This is a genomic window from Clostridium taeniosporum (genome assembly GCF_001735765.2).
In the GTDB taxonomy this organism is placed as follows: Bacteria; Bacillota; Clostridia; order Clostridiales; family Clostridiaceae; genus Clostridium; species Clostridium taeniosporum.
Genome location: NZ_CP017256.2, coordinates 142,348 through 163,055, shown reverse-complemented (window position 1 = coordinate 163,055; position 20,708 = coordinate 142,348). Strand labels below are relative to the sequence as shown.

Sequence of the window (20,708 nt, the reverse complement as noted above, 5' to 3'; positions counted from 1 at the left end):
GTAAGCGTAAAAAAATTACTGTCTAGATAATACCAAACCTTCTTGTTAAAATTGCATTAAAATATAACAAGGAGGAATTGTTATGGTTAAAAAAGGAACAGATGTGAAATGGAGAGAACTTGTAGAGAAGTTTTCTTCTTACGAAGGGACGTTAGATAGTTTCTGTAAAGAAAATAGTATTAGTAGAAGTCAGTTTTACTATTACAGAAAGAAATTTGAGAAAGAGAATAATACGACATTTCAAGCTATAGCTTTAGAAAACAATAATACAAATATATTAACAGTAACTAATAATATTAAATCAGCTACTGAGATTAAGATAGAAATTGGCAAAGCTAAAATATTTATACCGGCTAATGAAATAGCTTTGTTATCAAATATACTTAGGGAATTTAGTAAAACATGCTTAATATAGATAAAGTAGATACTGTATATTTAGCTTGTGGTATAACAGATTTACGAAAAAGTATAGATGGTTTAGTTATGATCGTTCAAACACAGTTAAAGTTAGATCCCTTTGAAAAAGCTCTATTTGTCTTCTGTAACAGGTCGATGAATAGATTAAAAATATTACATTTTGATGAAGGTTTTTGGCTATATTATCATAGACTTGAAAATAATAGGTTGAAATGGCCTATGACTAAAGAAGAAGCAATGAAAGTAAATAAAGAAGAATTAAGTTGGCTACTTAAAGGATATGAAGTTAGAACTACATCAAAATTTAAGCCTATAAAAGAAAAAAATTGTTACTAAAACATTTGAAATTACAAATAGAAACTCTTGATTTAAAAGTGAGCAAGCTCTTCTAAAATCAAGGGTTTTATGGTATAATATACCTATAAAAATTGTTGAGAGGTAACAAAATGGATGGCTTAAATTTAAACAATCAACTTGATGAAAAAACACAGTTATTGATTTCGAAAATGGAAAGAGAAATTGAGTTAAAAGATTCAGAAATTCAAAATCTTAAAACTGAATTAGCATTTTTGAAAGGTCAAATTCTTAATAAAAATAGAAAGATATTTGGAAAATCTAGTGAACAGGTAGATTCTAATCAAATGTCTCTTTTTGACGATGCTGAAAATAACTGTGACTTTAAAATGGCTGAGCCAACAATGGAGGAAATTGCTTATACAAGAACTAAGTCATCTAAACACATTGGCAAGAAAGATAATTTAGCAAATTTAGAAAGAATCATTGTTGAACATAAGCTTGAAGAAAATGAAGCAATATGCAGCAAATGTAATAATTCTTTAGTTGTTATTGGACGTAAATCAAAGGAAGTATTAAAATACATACCAGCAAAACTTTATATAGAAGAACATATTACATATAGTTATGCTTGCAAATCTTGCGAAGCGGAAGCAGGTGTTGCAAACATAATTTCAACAAAATTACCTAATACTATATTTTATAAAAGTATGGCATCAAATGAATTAGTAGCTCATGTCATAAATATGAAGTATCAGCATGCAATGCCTTTATATAGATTAGAAACCTACTTTAAGATGCTAGGTGCAAATCTTTCAAGACAAACATTATCTAATTGGATAATGAATAGTGCTACTGAACTTCAAGTTGTATATGATATTATGAAAGAACAACTTTTAAAGAAAAATTATATACAAGCTGATGAGACTACCGTTCAGGTTATTAATGATAGCGGTAAGGATTCAAAGTCCAAGAAATATATGTGGTTATATAAATCTGGAGCTTTAAAAGATCCAATTATTTTATATGACTATCAGAATACAAGATCTAGCTCTTGTCCTAAAGAATTTTTGAAAGGATTTTCAGGATATCTTCAAACAGATGGGTATACCGGATATAATAGAGTCGAAAATGTGAAACGATTATATTGCCTAGCTCATATCCGAAGAAAATATCATGAAATAATAGTAAACTTAGATGAAGAAGCCCTAAAAAAATCACGTGCTATAATAGGGTTTAATTATTGTGAAAAACTTTATAAAATAGAAAAAGACTTAAGGGAAACTTATAGCAAGGACGAAGATTACTATAAAAAACGATATAAAATAAGGCTTAAAAAGTCAGCGCCAATTCTTAATGAATTTCAAGAATATGTGGAGAGAGAAATAAAAAATGCTCTTCCAAAAAGTCCGTTAGGTAAAGCTCTTGACTATACTAGAAAGCTTCTATCTGATATGAAAACACTTTTAGAAGACGGATCTTTAGAAATAGATAATAATGGAGCTGAAAGAGCAATAAAACCATTTGTTATTGGTAGAAAAAACTGGCTTTTCTCAAATACAGCAAAAGGTGCAAAATCAAGTGCTTTAATTTATAGCATAATTGAAACCGCTAAAGCCAACGGTTTAATAGTAGAAAAATATTTAGTATATTTATTTGATATGTTAGCTAATACAGAGTCTAAAGAAAAAGAAACTTTAAATAATTATATGCCTTGGTCAAAGGCTCTTCCCGACGTGTTGCGCATTAAGGTTGGTAAATAACTACTACTAAATATAATATTAAATTTTCAAACCCAACAGAAGCATTTTCCACTTCTATTGGGTTTATTTTATCATTATGGAATTATAATTGCTATGCGTCGAATTTTTGACCCTTACTAATAAATAAGCAGTTTTAATTTCTGAAATTCGTTGCCATTTGTTGAGTAACACTATAGAATCAATGTATATATTGATTTGAGGTGAGATGATGAAGATTGAAAGATTGTTAGGAATATTATTTTATCTAATAAATAGAAATAATGTTAGTGGAAATAGTTTGGCTGAATATTTTAATGTTTCTCGAAGAACAATTATTCGTGATATAAATACATTGACATTAGCTGGGGTTCCAATTTATTCAGAAATGGGGTCTAAAGGTGGTTATTCAATTAATCCTGATTATAAGTTGAATGAAAAAATAATTGATAATGATAATTTTGGATATATTCTACTTGCGCTGCAAAGCTTAAAAAGTGTTTATGGTGAAAAAAAGGTTCATGAAACATATGAAAAAGTAAAACATATATATTCTGATGAAAATAATAATCATGCATTAAATGTTGATTTTTCTGTAGTAAATGAGAACAAAAGTGTAATTTCCTATATTTCTATGTTAAAAGAAGCTGTTCAGCATAATAAAACAGTCTTATTTCAATACACTAACCTCAATAGTAATACTCGAAGAGTTAAATGCAATATCATACATGTTTTCTATAAATGGTACTCTTGGTATGCTTTTGGTTATGATTTAGAGAAAAGTGATTTTCGTATGTTTAAAATAGTAAGAATGAGAAAGTTAGAAATAAGTGAGGAGTATTTTGATAATAATTATGATGTAGCAAAGTTAGTTGATGATTATGAAGAAAAAAGAAATAAGGACAATATATATGTTACTATTGAATATTCTAAAGAAATAGATGCTTTGATTAATGAATATTTTCGTGGTGATGTTATCAATGTGTTGGAAACATCTATAGTTAAAAAGGTTGCTATAAAAGAGAATGACTTTATTATGTTTTCTATCATTTTAGGTTTTGGAGAAAAAATTAAAGTTCTTTCCCCTTTATCCTATCAGCAAAGAATTAAAGAACATTTAAAAAATACTTTAATAAAAAATTACTAAGCCACTGTGGAGGGTGGATTTTTTTAGTCATGCACATTTTCCAAAGGTAGTGGAGGAATAATGGTAAAGCATATGATTATTTTTTATTCTTTAGGGGTACTTATCATACCTTTAAAACAGGATATCATAAAAATTATTTTCAGATTCGTTAGTAATATAATTTCCTGATAGTGCAAGCTTTTTGTTACATTTAAGTTTAATGACTAATAGTAATATTTTTGTTGAACATAGAAACCATTCCTTTTAGGTTTATGTGTAACTTTATGCTCTTATTTTGTCAGATGTAACAATAATGTTCTACTATCAATTTCATAGAGAATAAAAAAAATTATGAGAACAGTGACATATAGGTGTCACTATTTTTTTGCTATAATGTCTTTAAATTAATTTAAGGAGAAGGAAAATGAAGAAAATTATATATCTTTATATTTTAGAATCTATGGCTGAATGGGAGGTTGGCTATATTCTACAAGCTATTAGTATGGAATCTATGTTAAAAAAACAAAATAGAGAATTTGTAATTAAAACTGTAGGAATGAGTAAGAATCCAATACAAACAATTGGTGGATTAACTATCACTCCAGACTGTTTATTGGATGAAATAGATGAAAATAATATAGTTGCATTGCTTTTGCCTGGTGCAGAAACATGGAACAATGAAGAAAATAATCAGATTTTACAAAAAGCTTTATCATATATAGATAAGGGTATTCTTGTAGGGGCTATATGTGGAGCTACACTTCCTTTGGCTGATTTAAAAGTTTTAGATAAATTCAAGCATACAAGCAATTCTTTGGATTACCTAACTTTATTCTCAAAACAATATAGTGGTAAAAAGTTATATGTTAATTGTCCAGCTGTTGTAGATTGTAACTTAATAACTGCAAGTTCATCAGGAGGTTTGTTATGGGCGAAACACATTATACAATATTTGAAAGTTTTCCCTTGTGAGATTATTGAATCATGGTACAACTATTATTTTACCGGTGATCATATATACTATACAGAGCTTATTTCTCAGAGTATTTAACATAAGAAGCATTATATATAAATTATGCAAGGGTAATAATAAATAGTATAATAAATATATATTTTAAAGTTAATAAAATAATTAAGTATTTGAATGGAAATTGCTCATAGCTATGATCTAGTAGAAGGTCCAATGGCTGATGATACAATTTGGGATTATATAGAAGATTTTATAGAGGGAGAAATTACACGAGAAGCATTTTGGATATTAGTAAAATTTAAATATCCAACACATCAAATAGTTTTTTGTAATGATAAAGCATTAGAAACATTAAAATATGAAAGGAGTTATTCTTTATGATGAATGTATTTTTTGAAGATGAAGAAATCACAGAAAATGATTTATATTTTATGTGTTATATAATTGAAAGAATAGCAAGAACTTTGCATACAAGAAATAAAGAGGTGGTTAATACAATTGGATATGATGAACTTGTAAAGAAAATTAGTCTTGCAAATGTGCTACACTGTGAAAATCCTCTTAAAGTAGTAGATGACTGGATTAAGGAATATGATTTAAAAAAAGGTGATTTTAATATATTAGATGTAGATAAGGAATTAGTTGAAAAAGTTCCATCGGAAACGCAAATGGGAAAAGTATATAAGAGATTAATATTAAATACATTAGAACCAAATGAAGATTATATTCAAGGTTTAATAAGAGTATATAATGCTAAGATTTGTGATATTATTGATGATTATAATTCTAGTGCATATTATGAACCATTACCTACTATTGTTAGAAGTTATTATAATTCATCATTTAATTAAAATATAAATTGCATTTATATATGGATAAAATGAATGAGAGATTTTTTTTACAGGAAGACTTTATATATGCTAAATTTTTTTCAAAGTTTTGAAAAGAAAACACTTTATCTTACTCTTATATATATAAGGAGTATAGCATACTGATTTGTAAAAAAGGAATGAATTTATCTAAAGCAAGTAAGAAAGTTGATGCATCAATAACGTTTAATTAATTGTTCATTAAAAGTAACTATAAAAGATACAAAACTTGTTACAAAAAACGTTATAAAAGATGTAACTATTATAAAATCACTTTATTGAATTTTGTAATTTAAGAAGTGAATATTATTATAAAAATCATGATATATTTCAATAAGTGGAAGATGAAATATTCTTATCTTCTTATATTCATATGTTAATAAAGAATATAACTTCTTTTAATTTTAGATATATGTTTTGATAAAGAACTTAAGATGATCTTAGATTTTTTTTGGGGCTTGAATTTTAGATTTAATATTGAAATTAAAGAGTTTAAAGAATAAAGGAAGGCATAGATAAACCTAAGAAGGACATTGATAATATGAGAAATACAAGTGGAGTGAAAGCAAAAATGAATTATATAAAAATAATAAATGCTCTAAAAAATAAAGGGATTATATTCGAAAAAGGGTTATCAAAACAAGAATTTAATATGATAGAAAATTTTTATGGAGTTAATTTTCCACCAGATTTAAAAGAATTTTTAAGTTTAGCACTTCCAATTTCTAATAAATTTATAAATTGGAGAGATATGAGTGAAGATAATATTAAAAAAATACAAGATAAGTTGGAGTGGCCGTTAGAAGGAATAATATTTGATATTGAGAACAATAATTTTTGGTATAAAAATTGGGGTAATAAGCCAGATAATTTCGAAGAAGCTATTGATATATGTAAGAAAGAGATGAAGAAAGTACCTAAGCTTATACCTATATGTTCTCATAGATATATACCTTCAGAACCAAATGAATCTGGTAATCCAATATTTTCAATATATCAAACGGATATTATTTATTATGGAGAAGATTTATTATCGTATTTACAATTAGAATTTAATATGAAAAAGTATGAAGATATTGATTTTGACTTAATAAAAGAAATCAAATTTTGGGTGGACTTATAGGAATTGATTTAACAAATATATTTAACCAAACAAAGGTATTGCTACTTTGTTGATATGGTTCATATGCTGTTAATGGGGCAAGCCATTGGATTAGAGCTTTATGCTGGAACATTGAATATAAGTATAAAAAATCATATATAACTTCTTTTAATTTTGGATACCCGTTTTCATAAAGAACTTAACTAAAACATTAAACATTCTATTTTACCAGCCATAAATTTATATAAAACCTCTTAATCTATTGAAATTACAGGGCTAAAGCAATCTTTTTAAATTTTTATAAGAATTTCACAAACGGTTGGAAAAATTTCCTTGAAACCTTGAAGTTTCAATGCTTTAGTGGTATTATTGATTTTAAAGAAGGGCTATTTTACTATGGTTTAACCTTAACATGGGATGTATTTAAATGTGCGTATTGAGATGGGGGAAAATTATAGAATAAAGTTTAACCTTAACATGGGATGTATTTAAATTCTCTTAGAACCATTTCATATACTTCGATACATGTCGTTTAACCTTAACATGGGATGTATTTAAATATAAATATAGATAGTGAATTAGAACCTAGAATGAATGTTTAACCTTAACATGGGATGTATTTAAATAACTATGAGAAAATTTTATTTATCCGTTACTGATATGTTTAACCTTAACATGGGATGTATTTAAATTTTTGTAATGTTTCAATTTGTTTTTTTAATTCTTGTTTAACCTTAACATGGGATGTATTTAAATTATATTAATGTACTTCTTATTGTCTTAGCTGTCTCTTGTTTAACCTTAACATGGGATGTATTTAAATTCTCTTAGAACCATTTCATATACTTCGATACATGTCGTTTAACCTTAACATGGGATGTATTTAAATATAAATATAGATAGTGAATTAGAACCTAGAATGAATGTTTAACCTTAACATGGGATGTATTTAAATAACTATGAGAAAATTTTATTTATCCGTTACTGATATGTTTAACCTTAACATGGGATGTATTTAAATTTTTGTAATGTTTCAATTTGTTTTTTTAATTCTTGTTTAACCTTAACATGGGATGTATTTAAATTATATTAATGTACTTCTTATTGTCTTAGCTGTCTCTTGTTTAACCTTAACATGGGATGTATTTAAATCCTATTTGATGCATAGAGAGTATTACCCCATCACTAGTTTAACCTTAACATGGGATGTATTTAAATATTTTTGTAATAGAAGGCTTTGCATATTGAAAGTTTAGAAAAAAGTATAAACTTTGTTGAAGATGTAGTTAGAAGAAAAGGATATGCTAACTAATAATGAATTATTATATGAGGTGAATTTTTATGGAATCAAATAAAGAAAATATAAATTTATATAATCAATTTTTAAAATATTCATATTCAGAACTTAAAGAATTATTTAATCAAGCTAAAACTAAGGAAGAACAAGATTTTTATATGAGTATGGCCAATTTAGTTCTTCAAAGAGAACAAAGAAGAGTTATAAATGAAATGTAGATATAATGAAGCGATATACATTATTTGCAGGAGTAAATGGTTCTGGAAAAACATCTATATACAAATCTGTATTTTTTAATGAGGATTATATAGGAAAGAGAATTAATACTGATGAAATGGTTGCAAGAATTGGTTCATGGCAAGATAATAATCTTCAAATAAAAGTGGCAAGAGAAGCAGTTAAGATGATTAATTATTATATAAACAATGAGATATCATTTCATCAAGAAACAACTTTGTCTGGTAAAAGCATACTTACTAATATAAGTAAAGCTAAAGAAAAAGGTTTTTATGTTGTTATGAATTACATAGGAGTTAAAAATTCAGAAATAGCTAAAGAGAGAGTTAAAATTAGAGTATCTAAAGGTGGTCATGGAATACCAGATGATGTAATTGAAAAAAGATATAGTAACTCATTAATAAATTTAGAAGAAGCTATTAAAATATGTGATGAAGTAAATATCTATGATAATACACATGAATTTATAGAACTTATAAATATTAAGTCAGGAAAATTAATTTGGAAAAATAACATTATGCAAGAATGGGCTAAGACAATATTAGAATATTTAAATTAGTTAATATTTTTAGAAACACTTAGGATTTAGTTATCTTAGGTTTTTTTACGCAATTAAAAAAAAGTGTATAGGTAAAATAAAATATTAAATATTTTATTTTACCAGTCATAAATTTATATAAAACTTCTTAATCTATTGAAATTACAGGGGTAAAGCAATCTTTTTAAATTTTTATAAGAATTTTACAAACGGCTGGAAAAGTTTCTCTGAAACCTTGAAGTTTCAATGCCTTAATGGTATTATTAATTTTAAAGAATGGCTATTTTACTATGGTTTAACCTTAACATGAGCTGTATTAGGTTCTAGCGTAGAAGATACGTTTAACCTTAACATGAGATGTATTAGTTGTATAATAAAGTTCATAGACACTGTTTAACCTTAACATGAGATGTATTTAAAAATTGGTTTGTTCCTCATCAAAAGCTCTCTAGGAATAAGAAGGGATAAAATTAACACTTCATAGTTTAGAGATTGTTATGAAATTAAAAAGCTAACTCCACAATAAAAAGTAACAGTAAAAACTAAGATAAATGTAACAGCTAATAATATTATTAGACTTTTAAGAATGGGAATATAAAAATAAAGTAGCAGAAATATTTCTGTTACTTTATTTTTGTATTTAATATTGAATTGTCATATTTATATACTTGAATACATGATATGGCTATAGCCATTAATAGCCAATATGAAAATACATATGTTATTGAGCTTGGACCAAAACTTACCATAGAAAATGCAATTAATCCTGTGGCTGAAGCAATACAAGGAATATTTGTTTCTTTTATACCAATAACTATATTTGATATAAGTAAATATAAGTAATAAATACCATATAATATAACTCCAGGAACTCCAAAATCTCCAAGTATCTCTATTGAATAACAATGAGGACTAAAAACCTTATGTGTATTGTCTTGATTTTTTAGATATTCTTCAACATTACCTACTCCATAACCTAATAAATGCTTTTCTTTAATTAAAACTCCATTTACAACATCACTTATAATAGTGAATCTAACATTTAAAGATCCTGAACTGCCTACTTCCAATTTTTCCTCAGTTAATGCATTCATTTTGCTTGAAAGTAAATTATTTGCTTCACTTTGGGTAGAATTATTGACAGAATGTATATTCATAAAATTTATGCTGTTGAATCTTAAGAATGTAAGACTAATTATCAATAGCATTGGAAATAGCAAGCCTTTTAATCCTGTCTTTTTAACCCTATATATACAATAAATTAAATATATTACAAATGATAATTCTATACCTATAATACCTGTTCTTGAAGTAGTAATTACTATTAGTGAAAAACTTATACAAGAAACAAAGAAAAAATAGATTTTTAACAGTATATTATCAAATTTATAAATGGAATAAAAAAATAATGGTGAAAGCATAGCAATTGTAGCTGCTAAGTTGTTAGTATTAAAAGAAAATACTATTGGTCTAGCTTTTATCACATTAATATCAACTACATTTACACCATCATAATAATAATGGGTTATAGGTAATTGTTGCCCTAAGAGAACTTCAATTGAACCAATAATAACAATTAATGAAAATAAAAATAATAATAAAGTAATTGTTTGTTTAATGCCCATGTAATACTAATACATATATAAATAAACCAAATTAAATAAATCATTAAAATTTTCCTATCTAATTTTAGAAAAATACTTTTATTTTTAAATAATTTATATAAAGAAAGTATAGTGAATAGTAATAATACTATGTGAAATACATACATTTTTTCAATATGTGGAATATGGAGTGAATAATCGAAAAATAAAGAGACTAACAAAGTAGCATAAAGCAAATTATAAATGCTTTTATCTTTAATTATATACGATGCTATTAATATGGATAATATGTAAAGTGCTGAAATTAAAAAACTCTTATTTAATATTGAAAAGATAATAATAATAATAGATATAATGGCCAAGAATGGAAAATTATTTTTTTTAAACATATTTACTCCTTTTACTGTTCAGTTATAATTCATATTATTACAAATTATAACATATTAAGAAATATAAATCATTAAATTAAAAATATTACATATATTTATAAGAATATATCTTATGATGAAATTTATATATTTTATTATATAGAGTCTTTATTATTTGAGTAGGAACTTTATTTCATAAATGTTTATTAATCTTAACATGGGATATATTTAAATCAAATAGGTTGGAAAGAACCCTATCAAGATATGATTTAACATTAATATTGGATGTACTTAAATTAATCATATGATAATTCTACTTTTAATCATTCTATAATTTAACATTAGTATAAGATATACAATAAAACACCCTTATAGCTGTAACTCAGTTTTGTAGCTATAAGGATGTTTCTATTTTAAAGTATTACCTAGATTGCTAAAAATTAATTAACTTTTTTCCTGCTTTTAGCTTTAATGGTGTCACCTATAATAACTAAACTTGTGCCAAAGAATATTATAGTACATCCTAATAATACATTAGGTGAAATAGTTTGTGAAAAAGGAGGTAACATTAATATAATAGGTATCCAAAGTACATAAGTAATATTTAAAATCATTGCTGGAGCTACACTTATATATTTCATTGAAACATACCACAGAATATATGAAGCACCGCCTATAAATGAACCTATTATAAATGTAGGTAATATAAGTGATTTATTAATATATGCAAACATATCTGAATATTGAATTCCACTATAAAATTCAACTATATATGAATATTCTCCACTTATAAGTAAAAATACTAACAAACATATTCCTAATATAACAATTGAATAAATATGTCTTATAGTAATTGTTACAATTGGATTTATATCATCTTTAATTAATTTATAACCAAATATAGCTTCTAATCCCCAACCAAAAGCAGGTATTAGTGCTATTATGTATACAATTAAACTAACTGTTTGCAATTGATAAGTTGCCATAACCCCTAAAACGGCCATTATACCACCAATTATCTTTAATTTTGGTAATTTCTCTTTAAAAACTAAAAATGATGTTACTGCACCAACTACAGGATATAAAGCTGAAAATGCTCCTGCAACTGGGGCTGATATGGTACTAGCAATTGCATAAGGTATTAACCCAAATGGTCCTGCTAATATAGCTGCTGGAATTACTCCAAATCCTTTTTTTGAGAATAATACACTTTTAAATTCATTAATTAAATTCTTTTTACTTAGTAAAATTAGCTCAAATACAATATTAAAAAATAAGTCTACCAATGAAATTAAGACAGTAGTAATTAGAATTAACATTATTCCCTTTAAACTTAAAAGATCTCCCTTTGCATTAGCATATAAATTTAATACTGTATATAGTATTATGGTATATAACCCCCATGTTAAACCAGAAAATAATCCTATTGTATTTCCTTTTTTAGTCAAATCCATCCACTCTCCTCATTTTTTATTTAATAATTCTTTTTTTTATTCGCTAAATTCTATTTTTATAAAATTGCCACTGTTCATTATTTGAACGTTATATATAAAGTAACATAGTCATTTTCCATTGTCAATGTATTATCATAGTATTTTTAGAAAAGGTGATTTATCAATTATAATCAATGTGGTGATTATTAATTATGATTCTAAAATTATTATTAAGCAAAAGAAGAGAAGTTATTAAAAAATGAACAAAATAATAAAAAGATTAATTGATAATTTAATATATGTAGAACTTATAACTGTTAAAAAATTAGCTATAAAAACTAAGTTTTAGAAAAAAATATAGAAAATTTACACCAGAAAAATTTATAAGTTTATGTGTGCTTTTAACATAAGAAGTATTAAGCTTAGAAATTATAGTTGTAAAGGAAGTTTAAATAAATTAAATAGATTTGTTAAACAATATGATAATAAAAGTATAACAAATAATGTAATAATTAATGATACGTTAAAAGTAACTAAAATAGTAACCATAAAAGATATAAAATTTGTTACAAAAAAGGTTACAAATAATATAACTATTGTGAAATTACTTTATTAAATTTTGTAATTCAAGAAGTGAATATTATTATAAAAATCATGATATATTTCAAGAAATGAAAGATGATATCTTTTTATCTTCTTATATTCATGTGTTAATAAAGAAGATAACTTCTTTTAATTTTGGATACTTGTTTTGATAAAGAACTTACTAAAATACTAAATATTTTACCAGCCACAAATTTATATAAAGCTTCTTAATCCATTGAAATTACAGGGCTAAGGCGATATTTTTTAATTTTTATAAGAATTTCATAAATGGTTGGGAAAATTTCTTTGAAACCTTGAAGTTTCAATGCCTTAATGGTATTATTGATTTTAGAGAATGGCTATTTTACTATGGTTTAACCTTAATATGAGATGTATTTAAATCCACTAGATAAAGTTAATGAATAATGTGTTAGAGAGTTTAACCTTAACATGAGATGTATTTAAATTTAAAATGCCTCCCTTACTAATCCAAATAGCCAAGGCGTTTAACCTTAACATGAGATGTATGTAAATGTGGAACAGGAACAAATCAACTAAAAGGGATTTTGACTAAATTTCTTAACATTCCAATTTTCCTTACAAAGTATATATCTTATAAAAGTATAAACATTGTTTATATAAGAGTACATAGCTTTATTAAGCTATCATTTGTTGTAAAAATATCTAAATTTAAATATTTTTTGAATTAATAAAATACATATTAAATTTGTAGCCAATTAATGAAAATTATCAATATGTGTGTAATTCTAATATTTTATTTGGGGAAGGTCTTTATATAGTGGTTCTTTGGAGAGTTACAATATAAAGACTTTTTGTTATATTAAAGGTATTTAATCAATACCAGAAAGATTCCAAATAAAAATATAAGAATACCAAAGAACTTTTCATTTTCTTTAGAAATAAAAATTTTAAACTCAATTATTTCCTTTAAGTTCTTCGATTTTCATATACATGATTCATCTCTTTCTAGTTCAGTATGATCTATGTTAAATCAAAATGCTCCACCTTAACATTTTATTAAACTCTGTGAGGCTTATTATTTAGAGCTTATAGCTAAGAATAGGGATATATATTTCAGTAAATAGGCATACAAAAATGAGCTTAGAAGGACTATTTTAATAACATGAATATTTTATAATTTGTCCTTTTTTTCAATATAAGAATTTATTTTTTCAAGTGTAGTATCAATTTTTTTTATATATTTTACTATAGTAGCTAAACTTACTATAATAAAAATTACAAAAGAAAGTACAATTAAAATATTTATTAGTCCTGGAATAATATATAAACTATGCAAATTAATCATCCTTTATTCTAAATCTACAACTGTCTGTTTAATTCAATATGAAGGTATAAAACAATTGTGTTATTGGAAACCATATTGAACTTCCATTAACAATTTAACATAATATAACATAAAAGTAAAATTGTATGAGTTATAAAATTTTATTTACCTATCTAATTTTTGTTGTCTTAATGGCTCTATTTAAATTTTTATTATAAACTCTTTGTATAAATATTATCTAATCCTTTATATAAAGGGCTTAAAGTAAGTTTTAATTTTCGATAAATTGTATGTAAAGTATATTAACTGTATGTAGATTTTATTAATTGTAAGAAGTAAATATAAATTGTTAGATATGAAATTAATTAGATAAGTTTTTCTGTAGATGTAACTATTTATTATGATTAGTTGCATATTATATCACCCAAATTAAGTGAAAATTAATATATATAGGGAATTTCTGTTATATAATTAAATAACAGATAAATAAATTTTATTATATTTAAGGGGTAATGATAATGAAGAAAGTATTAATTTTAGCTATTGTAGGAATAGTATTAATTTCATCTATAGGATGTAATATTAATTCTAAAACTAAAAACACTATCTCTAATCAAGAAAATGAAACTTTAAATAAAAATAAAGTTATAGATGAAAAAATAAATCTTGATAATGCAACTGATATTGATATAGAAATCTGTGCAGCAAAGGTATCTATTAAGAATTATGATGGGGAAGAAGTGAAAGTAACAGGTGAACTTTCTGAAAAAAGTAAAGATCTTGATATAAATAAAAATGGTAATAAAATTCAAATAATTGAAAAAAGAGATAAGTTAAAAGGACTTGATATGGATGCTGAAAGTAATGGATCTAAATTTGATATTTTAGTTCCTTCAAAGTTTAACGGAAATTTTGTATTTGAGCAGGGGGCAGGAACAGTAGATATAGAAGGAATAAAAGTTAAAAATATTGATATTAGTGGTGGTTCAGTAAAATCAAAATGTGAAGATATTAAATTTGATAAGTTAAATTTAGATTCAGGAGCTGGAAATTTTGATTTAAATTTAAAGGAAAAGTGTGGAGATATTAAAATTAAAGGAGGCGTGGGAAAATTAAATCTTAAAATGGCAGAAGTAGGAGGAAATCTTAAATATGAAGGAGGAGTAGGTGATATTGATATTACAATACCTGTAAATTCTCCAGTTAAGTTATTAGCAGAAAAAGGCCTTGGACATTGTAATATTGATGCAAAAACATCAGGTGAGGAAACTTATACTTTTGATTTAGAGGTTGGAGTTGGATTAATAAATGTACGAAATTAGAATAAGATAATCTAAAAAATTTAGTTTTGAAAAATATGAAAATGTTCATATAAGGTATTTAGCTGAAAATAATAGAATAGAGGGAACTCCAATACCTTTTAAATTAGAGGAATATCCTACTGAGTATAAAGTTATAGGAAATAAAATAATTAAGAATAAAGATTATTGATAAAGATATGATGATTGCTGCATTTGTAAATGGTGAACTTGCAGATAATAAGAAAGCACAGGTTTTATATAAAAAGTTTGGCTTTGAAGTTTAGGGGACTACAAAAAATGCATTTAAACTTAAAGATGGAACATATCATGATGAAATTACAATGGGAAGAATGATAAAATAAATGTCAATTTAAGATAAATAGTAATTTGGAAAAATAGTTTAATTTAGATGGAGAGGGATACTATGTACACAAAGACTGAAATTTTAGAAATTGCTAAGTCTCAGTTGGCACTGGACTATAATTGTCAACTGTCTGATTTTGAAAAAGAAAAAAATACAATAGTTGAAAAAAATATGATGGATGGCAGACGCATTTATGGTAATGATGGCTGCTTTTTAAAAATACTTTGTTTTGGTGGCAGAGCAATTATAAGCACAGCACCAAGAATTATACCTTGGTGTAAAGAAAAACTGTTGAATCGAAATGCTGCGTGGCTTTTTGAATATCCTAAATTACGATTAATCGATAAGAAATTGCAAGAATTTGGACATGAAATAGCAGATATACATCACTACTATCTACCAAATCCAAATGTGATGTGTATAGAGCCTATTACAAATGTAAAATGGTATGAGTATGAAGATATTTTACAATTTAATAATGATGATAGATTTAGAGAAGCTCTTGGTTTTGATGAAAATAATCCAGATGTGCTTGCAGTTGCGGCTTATGATGGAGATAACATAATGGGTATGGCAGGAGCAAGTTCAGATAGTAAAACCATGTGGCAAATAGGCATAGATGTTTTGCCTGAGTATCGTGGTAGAGGTATAGGAACAAACTTAGTTACGCTTTTAAAGAATGAGATTTTTAAACGAGGCAAGATACCATTTTATGGAACAGTAGAATCCCATTTTCATTCACAAAATATAGCTATTAATGCAGGATTTTTTCCAGCATGGGCAGAACTTTATTCAAAAACTAAATCTAATATTTAAATTACAAACATAAATAAGAAATGCCATATTATTTATGCAATTCTTATTAAATGTACAATTTGTAGATATTGAGTAGAAAGTGAGTTATTACATTGCTAAATAAATATACAAGAAAAGGTTTGGTTAAAGCAGTTAGATTATTTAATATTTTGTTGTAATAAAACAGAACAAAAAGAAAAATATAGTAGAACTGGAATTTTAATAGTTGATTCAATAATTGAAAAAGTTAAAGAGCAATTAATATGTATTTAGTAGTTATGCAGTGTTTTGCAGAGAATTTAGACATACCATGTGTTGTTACAGAAACAGAAGGAAAAGCAAAAGAATGGATTAAAGAGGAAATGGAAGGTAGAAAATATACTGGTGGTGTTAATCAAATAAAGCTAATACCATTGTATGAATAATTCACAATACTAAAATGGCCTTACAATCTAAGGCCATAGGTGAGAGAACTATTGCTTTTCTTTAATATCGCAAGTCGAAATCCTTAAGATGTTACTAATAGGGCAATAACGAATCGAACCTGTTATTATCGGTACTAGGCCAATAATACCCCACCAGTTTCTGAAATATAAACCTATAAGAACGATTGATATGCCGATTACAATTCTAATAATTTGCTCGGTTCTGCCAACATTACATTTCACTTAAATCACCTCAAAGATATTTTATCCAATATCTTTGAATTTAATGTAAATCATTTGATGTATTAATAAATGATGTTTTTAAAATGTTAAACGAACAGTTACACAATACTAAGAAAGGAGATTTTAATTAAAGATATTAATGTAGGAGATAAAATAAATTTATAAAATATGTTATAATTTCCTTGCAAGAGTTATTAATATAATAAGAATATGTAGGTACTAAATATGAAGGATTTTCCTAAATTTATGAAAAATGAAGAAAATCATATCAGTAGCAGTTAACTAATATAATTAAGGAGTGAAAAGTATGGGAATTTTTAATAGACTTTAATAGTCTATATGTAAGAGTAATTACTAATTCTCCCGTGTAGACTATGTAGAAAAATTATAATGTTTATTACGTGGAGGTAAAAAATGTCTTATTTTAAATACAAAAATTTTAATATTTATTACAAAGTATATGGTGAAGGAAAACCATTAGTTATCATACATGGGGATACAGCTTCCTCAAAAATGTTTATACCAGAATTAAAATTCTATTCTAAAAACTTTAAAGTAATTTTGCTGGATTTAGTAGGTCAGGGAAAATCTCAAAGAGTAAATGACTTACCATTAAATTATTGGAATTTTAATGCTATGTTAGTTATTGAATTATGTAAATATATAGGTATTAGCGATGTTAATTTATTAGGTACAAGTGGTGGGGCTATTATTGCTTTAAATGCTGTATTAGAAGAACCAGCTTTATTCAATAAAATAATTGTGGATAGTTTTATGGGAGAAAATTTATCTTATGAGTTCGCTAAAAAAATTTTATATGATAGAAAAATAGCAAAAAGTAAGTTAAGTTCAAAGTTATTTTGGTTTATGATGCATGGCTTTGATTGGAAAAATGTTATTGATCAAAATACAAATTTAATTATAAACTTTTCAAGTAATAGAGGTAATTTTTTTGATTGTAATCTTAGTAATATAAAAAATGATACTTTGATTACAGGAAGCTTGAAAGATGATTTAATACCTAATATTGAAAGTATATTAAAAAGCATTAATTTAAAAATAGAAAATTCTAAATTAATTATTTTTAAGAATGGAAATCATCCTGCTATGTTTAGCAATAAAAAAGAGTTTAGAAATTTAGTATTAAATTTTTTAAACTAAATTATAATAGAATTCGTTAATAACTGGTTTTATGCTATTTTAATTTAATAGTATTTTAATAACTGTTTATTTTTTAAGGAGAGAGAAATTATGATGATTTCTTATGATACAAAAACGCATTTTCAAATATTTGGAGTGTTATACTTTATTATTCAAATTTTTACCATTTTTCTTATAATTATAAATAAAAAAAGTAATAATAAGAAGATAAAGAAAATAGCGCAAATATTAAATACATCATCCATTATTATTGCAATATTTTTTGCTTTTGAAGCTATAGACGGTTTTAATAGAAAGTTAAAATTAATAGGTTTAATGATGATAATATTTAGTGGGTTTATGAAAGGAATTCTTAAAAAGTTAAAGATCACTTAATAACATTTTATTATGTAAAATATTACGATTCAAGCACAGGAATACTGAAGAAGTTTCATGTAAATAAAATTACTGTTTTTAGAGATTATTAATAAGACAGTAGAAACCTTTGCATTTACACAAAAATATCTACTGTCTCAACTTTATTTAATATATTTTTCTATTAATTCATAATATCTTTTCTTAGTTGTTTCTGCTAAAGATTTTTCATATAAATATTGATATAATCTTCCTCATTTATAATGTAATGAGTCCTTTTTAGCTTTATCATCTCTATATGATATCCACTTAATTTCTTAATTTTTTAATTTATTCATATCATCAGTTGATAGTTGCTCTTTTAATATCCCATATATTTCATTTAAAGCATAACCCTGTTTTTTATCTCTTTTACCTGCTGCTGAGACCATCTCACCATTACTACTATGAACATCTATTTCATCTAGATCTTTCGTCACTAATTTAATAATATCTAATTTATTCTTATATATTTGTTTGGTATTTTGTTTTGTTTTTGGGGTACTATTATTTTTTTACTGATTTTTCTGTTTTATTATTAATTTCTTTAGTAGTATTTTGTGAATTCTTATTAATACTATTATCAGTATTATTTTTTATAAAATTTCATATAATATAGGTGAGAAAAAGTTAGTGTTTGTAGCATTAAGCTGAGTCTTAGAACAAAAACTACTAATACCAAATATTAGATTTAGTATTAGTGGCTTTTACAGAGTGATTATTTTTGGATGAAATTAATATGATTAATTAAGAAGTGGGAAAAATTCAAATAATATTATTTTTATTGTGAAAAAAACATTATTATGATATTATTTTATTATATTTTTTAACATTAAGATAAAGATAGGGGGGGCAAAATGAAAAAATTAATAGAGAAATGGAATAATATAAGTTTAATTAAAAGAATCATATTCGGTCTAATATTAGGTATAATATTTGCATTAACAATTCCAGATTTAGGAGCACCAATATCGATCTTTGGGTCATTATTTGTAGGTGCATTAAAAGCCATAGCTCCAATATTAGTATTTTTCTTAGTAATAGCTGCACTTTCTCAGTATAAAGAAGGTAAAAAGACTAATATGAAGTCAGTCATATTATTGTATCTTTTAGGAACACTTTCAGCAGGAGTAGTTGGAGTTATTGGTAGTTTTCTATTCCCAGTTAAATTAGTTTTTACCACAAGTGTAGACAACTTAAAACCACCAAGTGGGGTAGGAGAAGTATTAAATAATTTATTAATGAATATAGTATCTAATCCAGTTAGTGCACTTTCTAATGCTAATTATATAGGAATATTATTTTGGGCAGTAATTTTAGGTCTTGCTCTAAAAAATGCTAATGAAGGATCTAAAAAAGTTATAGCAAATCTTTCAGATGCTATATCACAAGTAGTAAGATGGATAATCAACCTAGCACCATTTGGAATAATGGGTCTTGTATTTGATAGTATATCTAAGCAAGGGGTAGAATCATTAATTAAATATGGACAATTGATATTGGTATTAGTTGGGTGTATGGCATTTTTTGCTTTAGTGATAAATCCAATAATAACTTTTATATTAATACATAAAAATCCATATCCACTTGTTATTAAATGTTTAAAAAATAGTGGTATTACAGCATTTTTCACTCGTAGTTCAGCTGCTAATATACCTGTAAATATGGCATTATGTAAGGAGCTTGGACTAAACGAAGATACATATTCAATTTCTATACCACTTGGAGCAACTATAAATATGGGGGGCGCTGCTTTAACTATATCAGTATTAACACTTGCTGCAACTAATACTCTTGGTATAACAGTAGATATTGGTACAGCTATAATACTAGTTTTATTAGCAGCTGTAAGTGCATGTGGAACTTCAGGAGTAGCAGGGGGATCACTATTATTAGTACCACTTGCTTGTAGTTTATTTGGTATTCCAAATGATATCGCTATGCAAGTAGTTGGTGTTGGATTTATAATTGGAGTTATACAAGATTCTTGTGAAACTGCACTTAATTCTTCAACAGATGTACTTTATACTGCAGTAGCGGAGTTTGCACAAAGACGTAAGTTAAAACCATAATAATAGTTTAGTGGAACTCTTACTTGTATTAAATATACAGGTAAGAGTTTTTTGTTATTATAAATAATT

Annotated in this window: 20 protein-coding genes, 2 pseudogenes and 1 CRISPR repeat array; of the genes and pseudogenes, 18 read left to right on the top strand and 4 right to left on the bottom strand. The window is 25.5% G+C overall.

The features are described from left to right. Positions 1 to 82: 82 nt before the first annotated feature. From tnpA to BGI42_RS15895, 10 genes and pseudogenes are all read left to right on the top strand, one after another. Positions 83 to 415, top strand: a complete 333-nt coding sequence (gene tnpA / locus BGI42_RS15935; protein ID WP_069679809.1) for an IS66 family insertion sequence element accessory protein TnpA — start codon at positions 83 to 85, stop codon at positions 413 to 415. Beyond that, positions 403 to 753, top strand: coding sequence for an IS66 family insertion sequence element accessory protein TnpB (gene tnpB, locus BGI42_RS15930; protein WP_069679810.1), 351 nt, complete (start codon positions 403 to 405; stop codon positions 751 to 753). The genes tnpA and tnpB overlap by 13 nt, the downstream gene beginning before the upstream one ends. Before the next feature lie 110 nt (positions 754 to 863). Beyond that, entirely contained in the window at positions 864 to 2,474 is a 1,611-nt protein-coding gene (tnpC, locus tag BGI42_RS15925) for an IS66 family transposase (protein WP_084023860.1), read from the top strand. Between the two features lie 208 nt (positions 2,475 to 2,682). Further along, positions 2,683 to 3,597: a helix-turn-helix transcriptional regulator gene (locus tag BGI42_RS15920; protein WP_069681303.1), complete on the top strand. Its 915-nt coding sequence runs from the start codon at positions 2,683 to 2,685 to the stop codon at positions 3,595 to 3,597. A gap of 403 nt (positions 3,598 to 4,000) precedes the next feature. Next, positions 4,001 to 4,627, top strand: a complete 627-nt coding sequence (locus BGI42_RS15915; protein ID WP_069681302.1) for a DJ-1/PfpI family protein — start codon at positions 4,001 to 4,003, stop codon at positions 4,625 to 4,627. Positions 4,628 to 4,726: 99 nt separating this feature from the next. Continuing rightward, positions 4,727 to 4,927 (top strand): annotated as a pseudogene (locus tag BGI42_RS15910) (DUF3990 domain-containing protein); the annotation flags it as partial. Further along, entirely contained in the window at positions 4,924 to 5,397 is a 474-nt protein-coding gene (locus tag BGI42_RS15905) for a hypothetical protein (protein ID WP_069681301.1), read from the top strand. The pseudogene BGI42_RS15910 and the gene BGI42_RS15905, both read left to right, overlap by 4 nt. Positions 5,398 to 5,956: 559 nt before the next feature. Continuing rightward, positions 5,957 to 6,538 carry an SMI1/KNR4 family protein gene (locus BGI42_RS15900; RefSeq protein WP_242984780.1) on the top strand — a complete coding sequence of 194 codons (582 nt, stop codon included), beginning with the start codon at positions 5,957 to 5,959 and terminating at the stop codon, positions 6,536 to 6,538. Positions 6,539 to 6,916: 378 nt separating this feature from the next. Further along, a CRISPR array of direct repeats spans positions 6,917 to 7,735; the repeat unit is 30 nt; unit sequence GTTTAACCTTAACATGGGATGTATTTAAAT. 123 nt (positions 7,736 to 7,858) lie between these two features. Continuing rightward, positions 7,859 to 8,032 carry a hypothetical protein gene (locus BGI42_RS16320; RefSeq protein ID WP_192875411.1) on the top strand — a complete coding sequence of 58 codons (174 nt, stop codon included), beginning with the start codon at positions 7,859 to 7,861 and terminating at the stop codon, positions 8,030 to 8,032. Positions 8,033 to 8,037: 5 nt separating this feature from the next. Further along, entirely contained in the window at positions 8,038 to 8,610 is a 573-nt protein-coding gene (locus BGI42_RS15895; protein WP_069681300.1) for an ATPase, read from the top strand. 602 nt (positions 8,611 to 9,212) lie between these two features. Here the strand turns inward: BGI42_RS15895 and BGI42_RS15890 are convergent. Continuing rightward, positions 9,213 to 10,214 (bottom strand): O-antigen ligase family protein, encoded by a 1,002-nt coding sequence (locus tag BGI42_RS15890; RefSeq protein WP_338028399.1) that lies wholly within the window; start codon positions 10,212 to 10,214, stop codon positions 9,213 to 9,215. Positions 10,215 to 11,001: 787 nt separating this feature from the next. Beyond that, positions 11,002 to 12,009 carry a hypothetical protein gene (locus tag BGI42_RS15885; RefSeq protein WP_148665658.1) on the bottom strand — a complete coding sequence of 336 codons (1,008 nt, stop codon included), beginning with the start codon at positions 12,007 to 12,009 and terminating at the stop codon, positions 11,002 to 11,004. Between the two features lie 376 nt (positions 12,010 to 12,385). On the opposite strand from BGI42_RS15885, the gene BGI42_RS15880 reads away from it, so the two are divergent. The 5 genes and pseudogenes from BGI42_RS15880 to BGI42_RS16140 all read left to right on the top strand — a co-directional run bounded on the left by BGI42_RS15880 (position 12,386) and on the right by BGI42_RS16140 (position 16,770). After that, the gene (locus BGI42_RS15880) at positions 12,386 to 12,610 is read left to right on the top strand and encodes a hypothetical protein (RefSeq protein WP_069681298.1); all 225 of its coding nucleotides are present in this window, start codon (positions 12,386 to 12,388) and stop codon (positions 12,608 to 12,610) included. A gap of 1,793 nt (positions 12,611 to 14,403) precedes the next feature. Then, complete coding sequence (locus BGI42_RS15875; protein WP_069681297.1) at positions 14,404 to 15,207, top strand: DUF4097 family beta strand repeat-containing protein; 804 nt, start codon at positions 14,404 to 14,406, stop codon at positions 15,205 to 15,207. Positions 15,208 to 15,407: 200 nt separating this feature from the next. Then, a pseudogene (locus BGI42_RS16495) lies at positions 15,408 to 15,548 on the top strand (GNAT family N-acetyltransferase); the annotation flags it as partial. A gap of 104 nt (positions 15,549 to 15,652) precedes the next feature. Beyond that, positions 15,653 to 16,366, top strand: coding sequence for a GNAT family N-acetyltransferase (locus BGI42_RS15865; RefSeq protein WP_242984779.1), 714 nt, complete (start codon positions 15,653 to 15,655; stop codon positions 16,364 to 16,366). Positions 16,367 to 16,608: 242 nt separating this feature from the next. Next, entirely contained in the window at positions 16,609 to 16,770 is a 162-nt protein-coding gene (locus BGI42_RS16140) for a hypothetical protein (protein WP_158523415.1), read from the top strand. Between the two features lie 48 nt (positions 16,771 to 16,818). Here BGI42_RS16140 and BGI42_RS15860 read toward each other — a convergent pair whose 3' ends face one another. Further along, positions 16,819 to 17,013, bottom strand: coding sequence for a YgaP family membrane protein (locus tag BGI42_RS15860; protein ID WP_084023930.1), 195 nt, complete (start codon positions 17,011 to 17,013; stop codon positions 16,819 to 16,821). Between the two features lie 414 nt (positions 17,014 to 17,427). Here BGI42_RS15860 and BGI42_RS15855 point away from each other — a divergent pair, with 414 nt between their 5' ends. Together BGI42_RS15855 and BGI42_RS15850 are read left to right on the top strand one after the other, a co-directional pair. Further along, positions 17,428 to 18,174, top strand: coding sequence for an alpha/beta fold hydrolase (locus BGI42_RS15855; RefSeq protein WP_069681295.1), 747 nt, complete (start codon positions 17,428 to 17,430; stop codon positions 18,172 to 18,174). A 90-nt stretch (positions 18,175 to 18,264) separates the two neighbouring features. After that, the gene (locus tag BGI42_RS15850) at positions 18,265 to 18,549 is read left to right on the top strand and encodes a hypothetical protein (protein ID WP_242984778.1); all 285 of its coding nucleotides are present in this window, start codon (positions 18,265 to 18,267) and stop codon (positions 18,547 to 18,549) included. A 296-nt stretch (positions 18,550 to 18,845) separates the two neighbouring features. Here BGI42_RS15850 and BGI42_RS16135 read toward each other — a convergent pair whose 3' ends face one another. Continuing rightward, positions 18,846 to 19,007, bottom strand: coding sequence for a hypothetical protein (locus BGI42_RS16135; protein WP_158523414.1), 162 nt, complete (start codon positions 19,005 to 19,007; stop codon positions 18,846 to 18,848). A gap of 417 nt (positions 19,008 to 19,424) precedes the next feature. Here BGI42_RS16135 and sstT point away from each other — a divergent pair, with 417 nt between their 5' ends. Beyond that, the gene (gene sstT / locus BGI42_RS15845) at positions 19,425 to 20,639 is read left to right on the top strand and encodes a serine/threonine transporter SstT (protein ID WP_069681294.1); all 1,215 of its coding nucleotides are present in this window, start codon (positions 19,425 to 19,427) and stop codon (positions 20,637 to 20,639) included. Positions 20,640 to 20,708 lie beyond the last annotated feature (69 nt).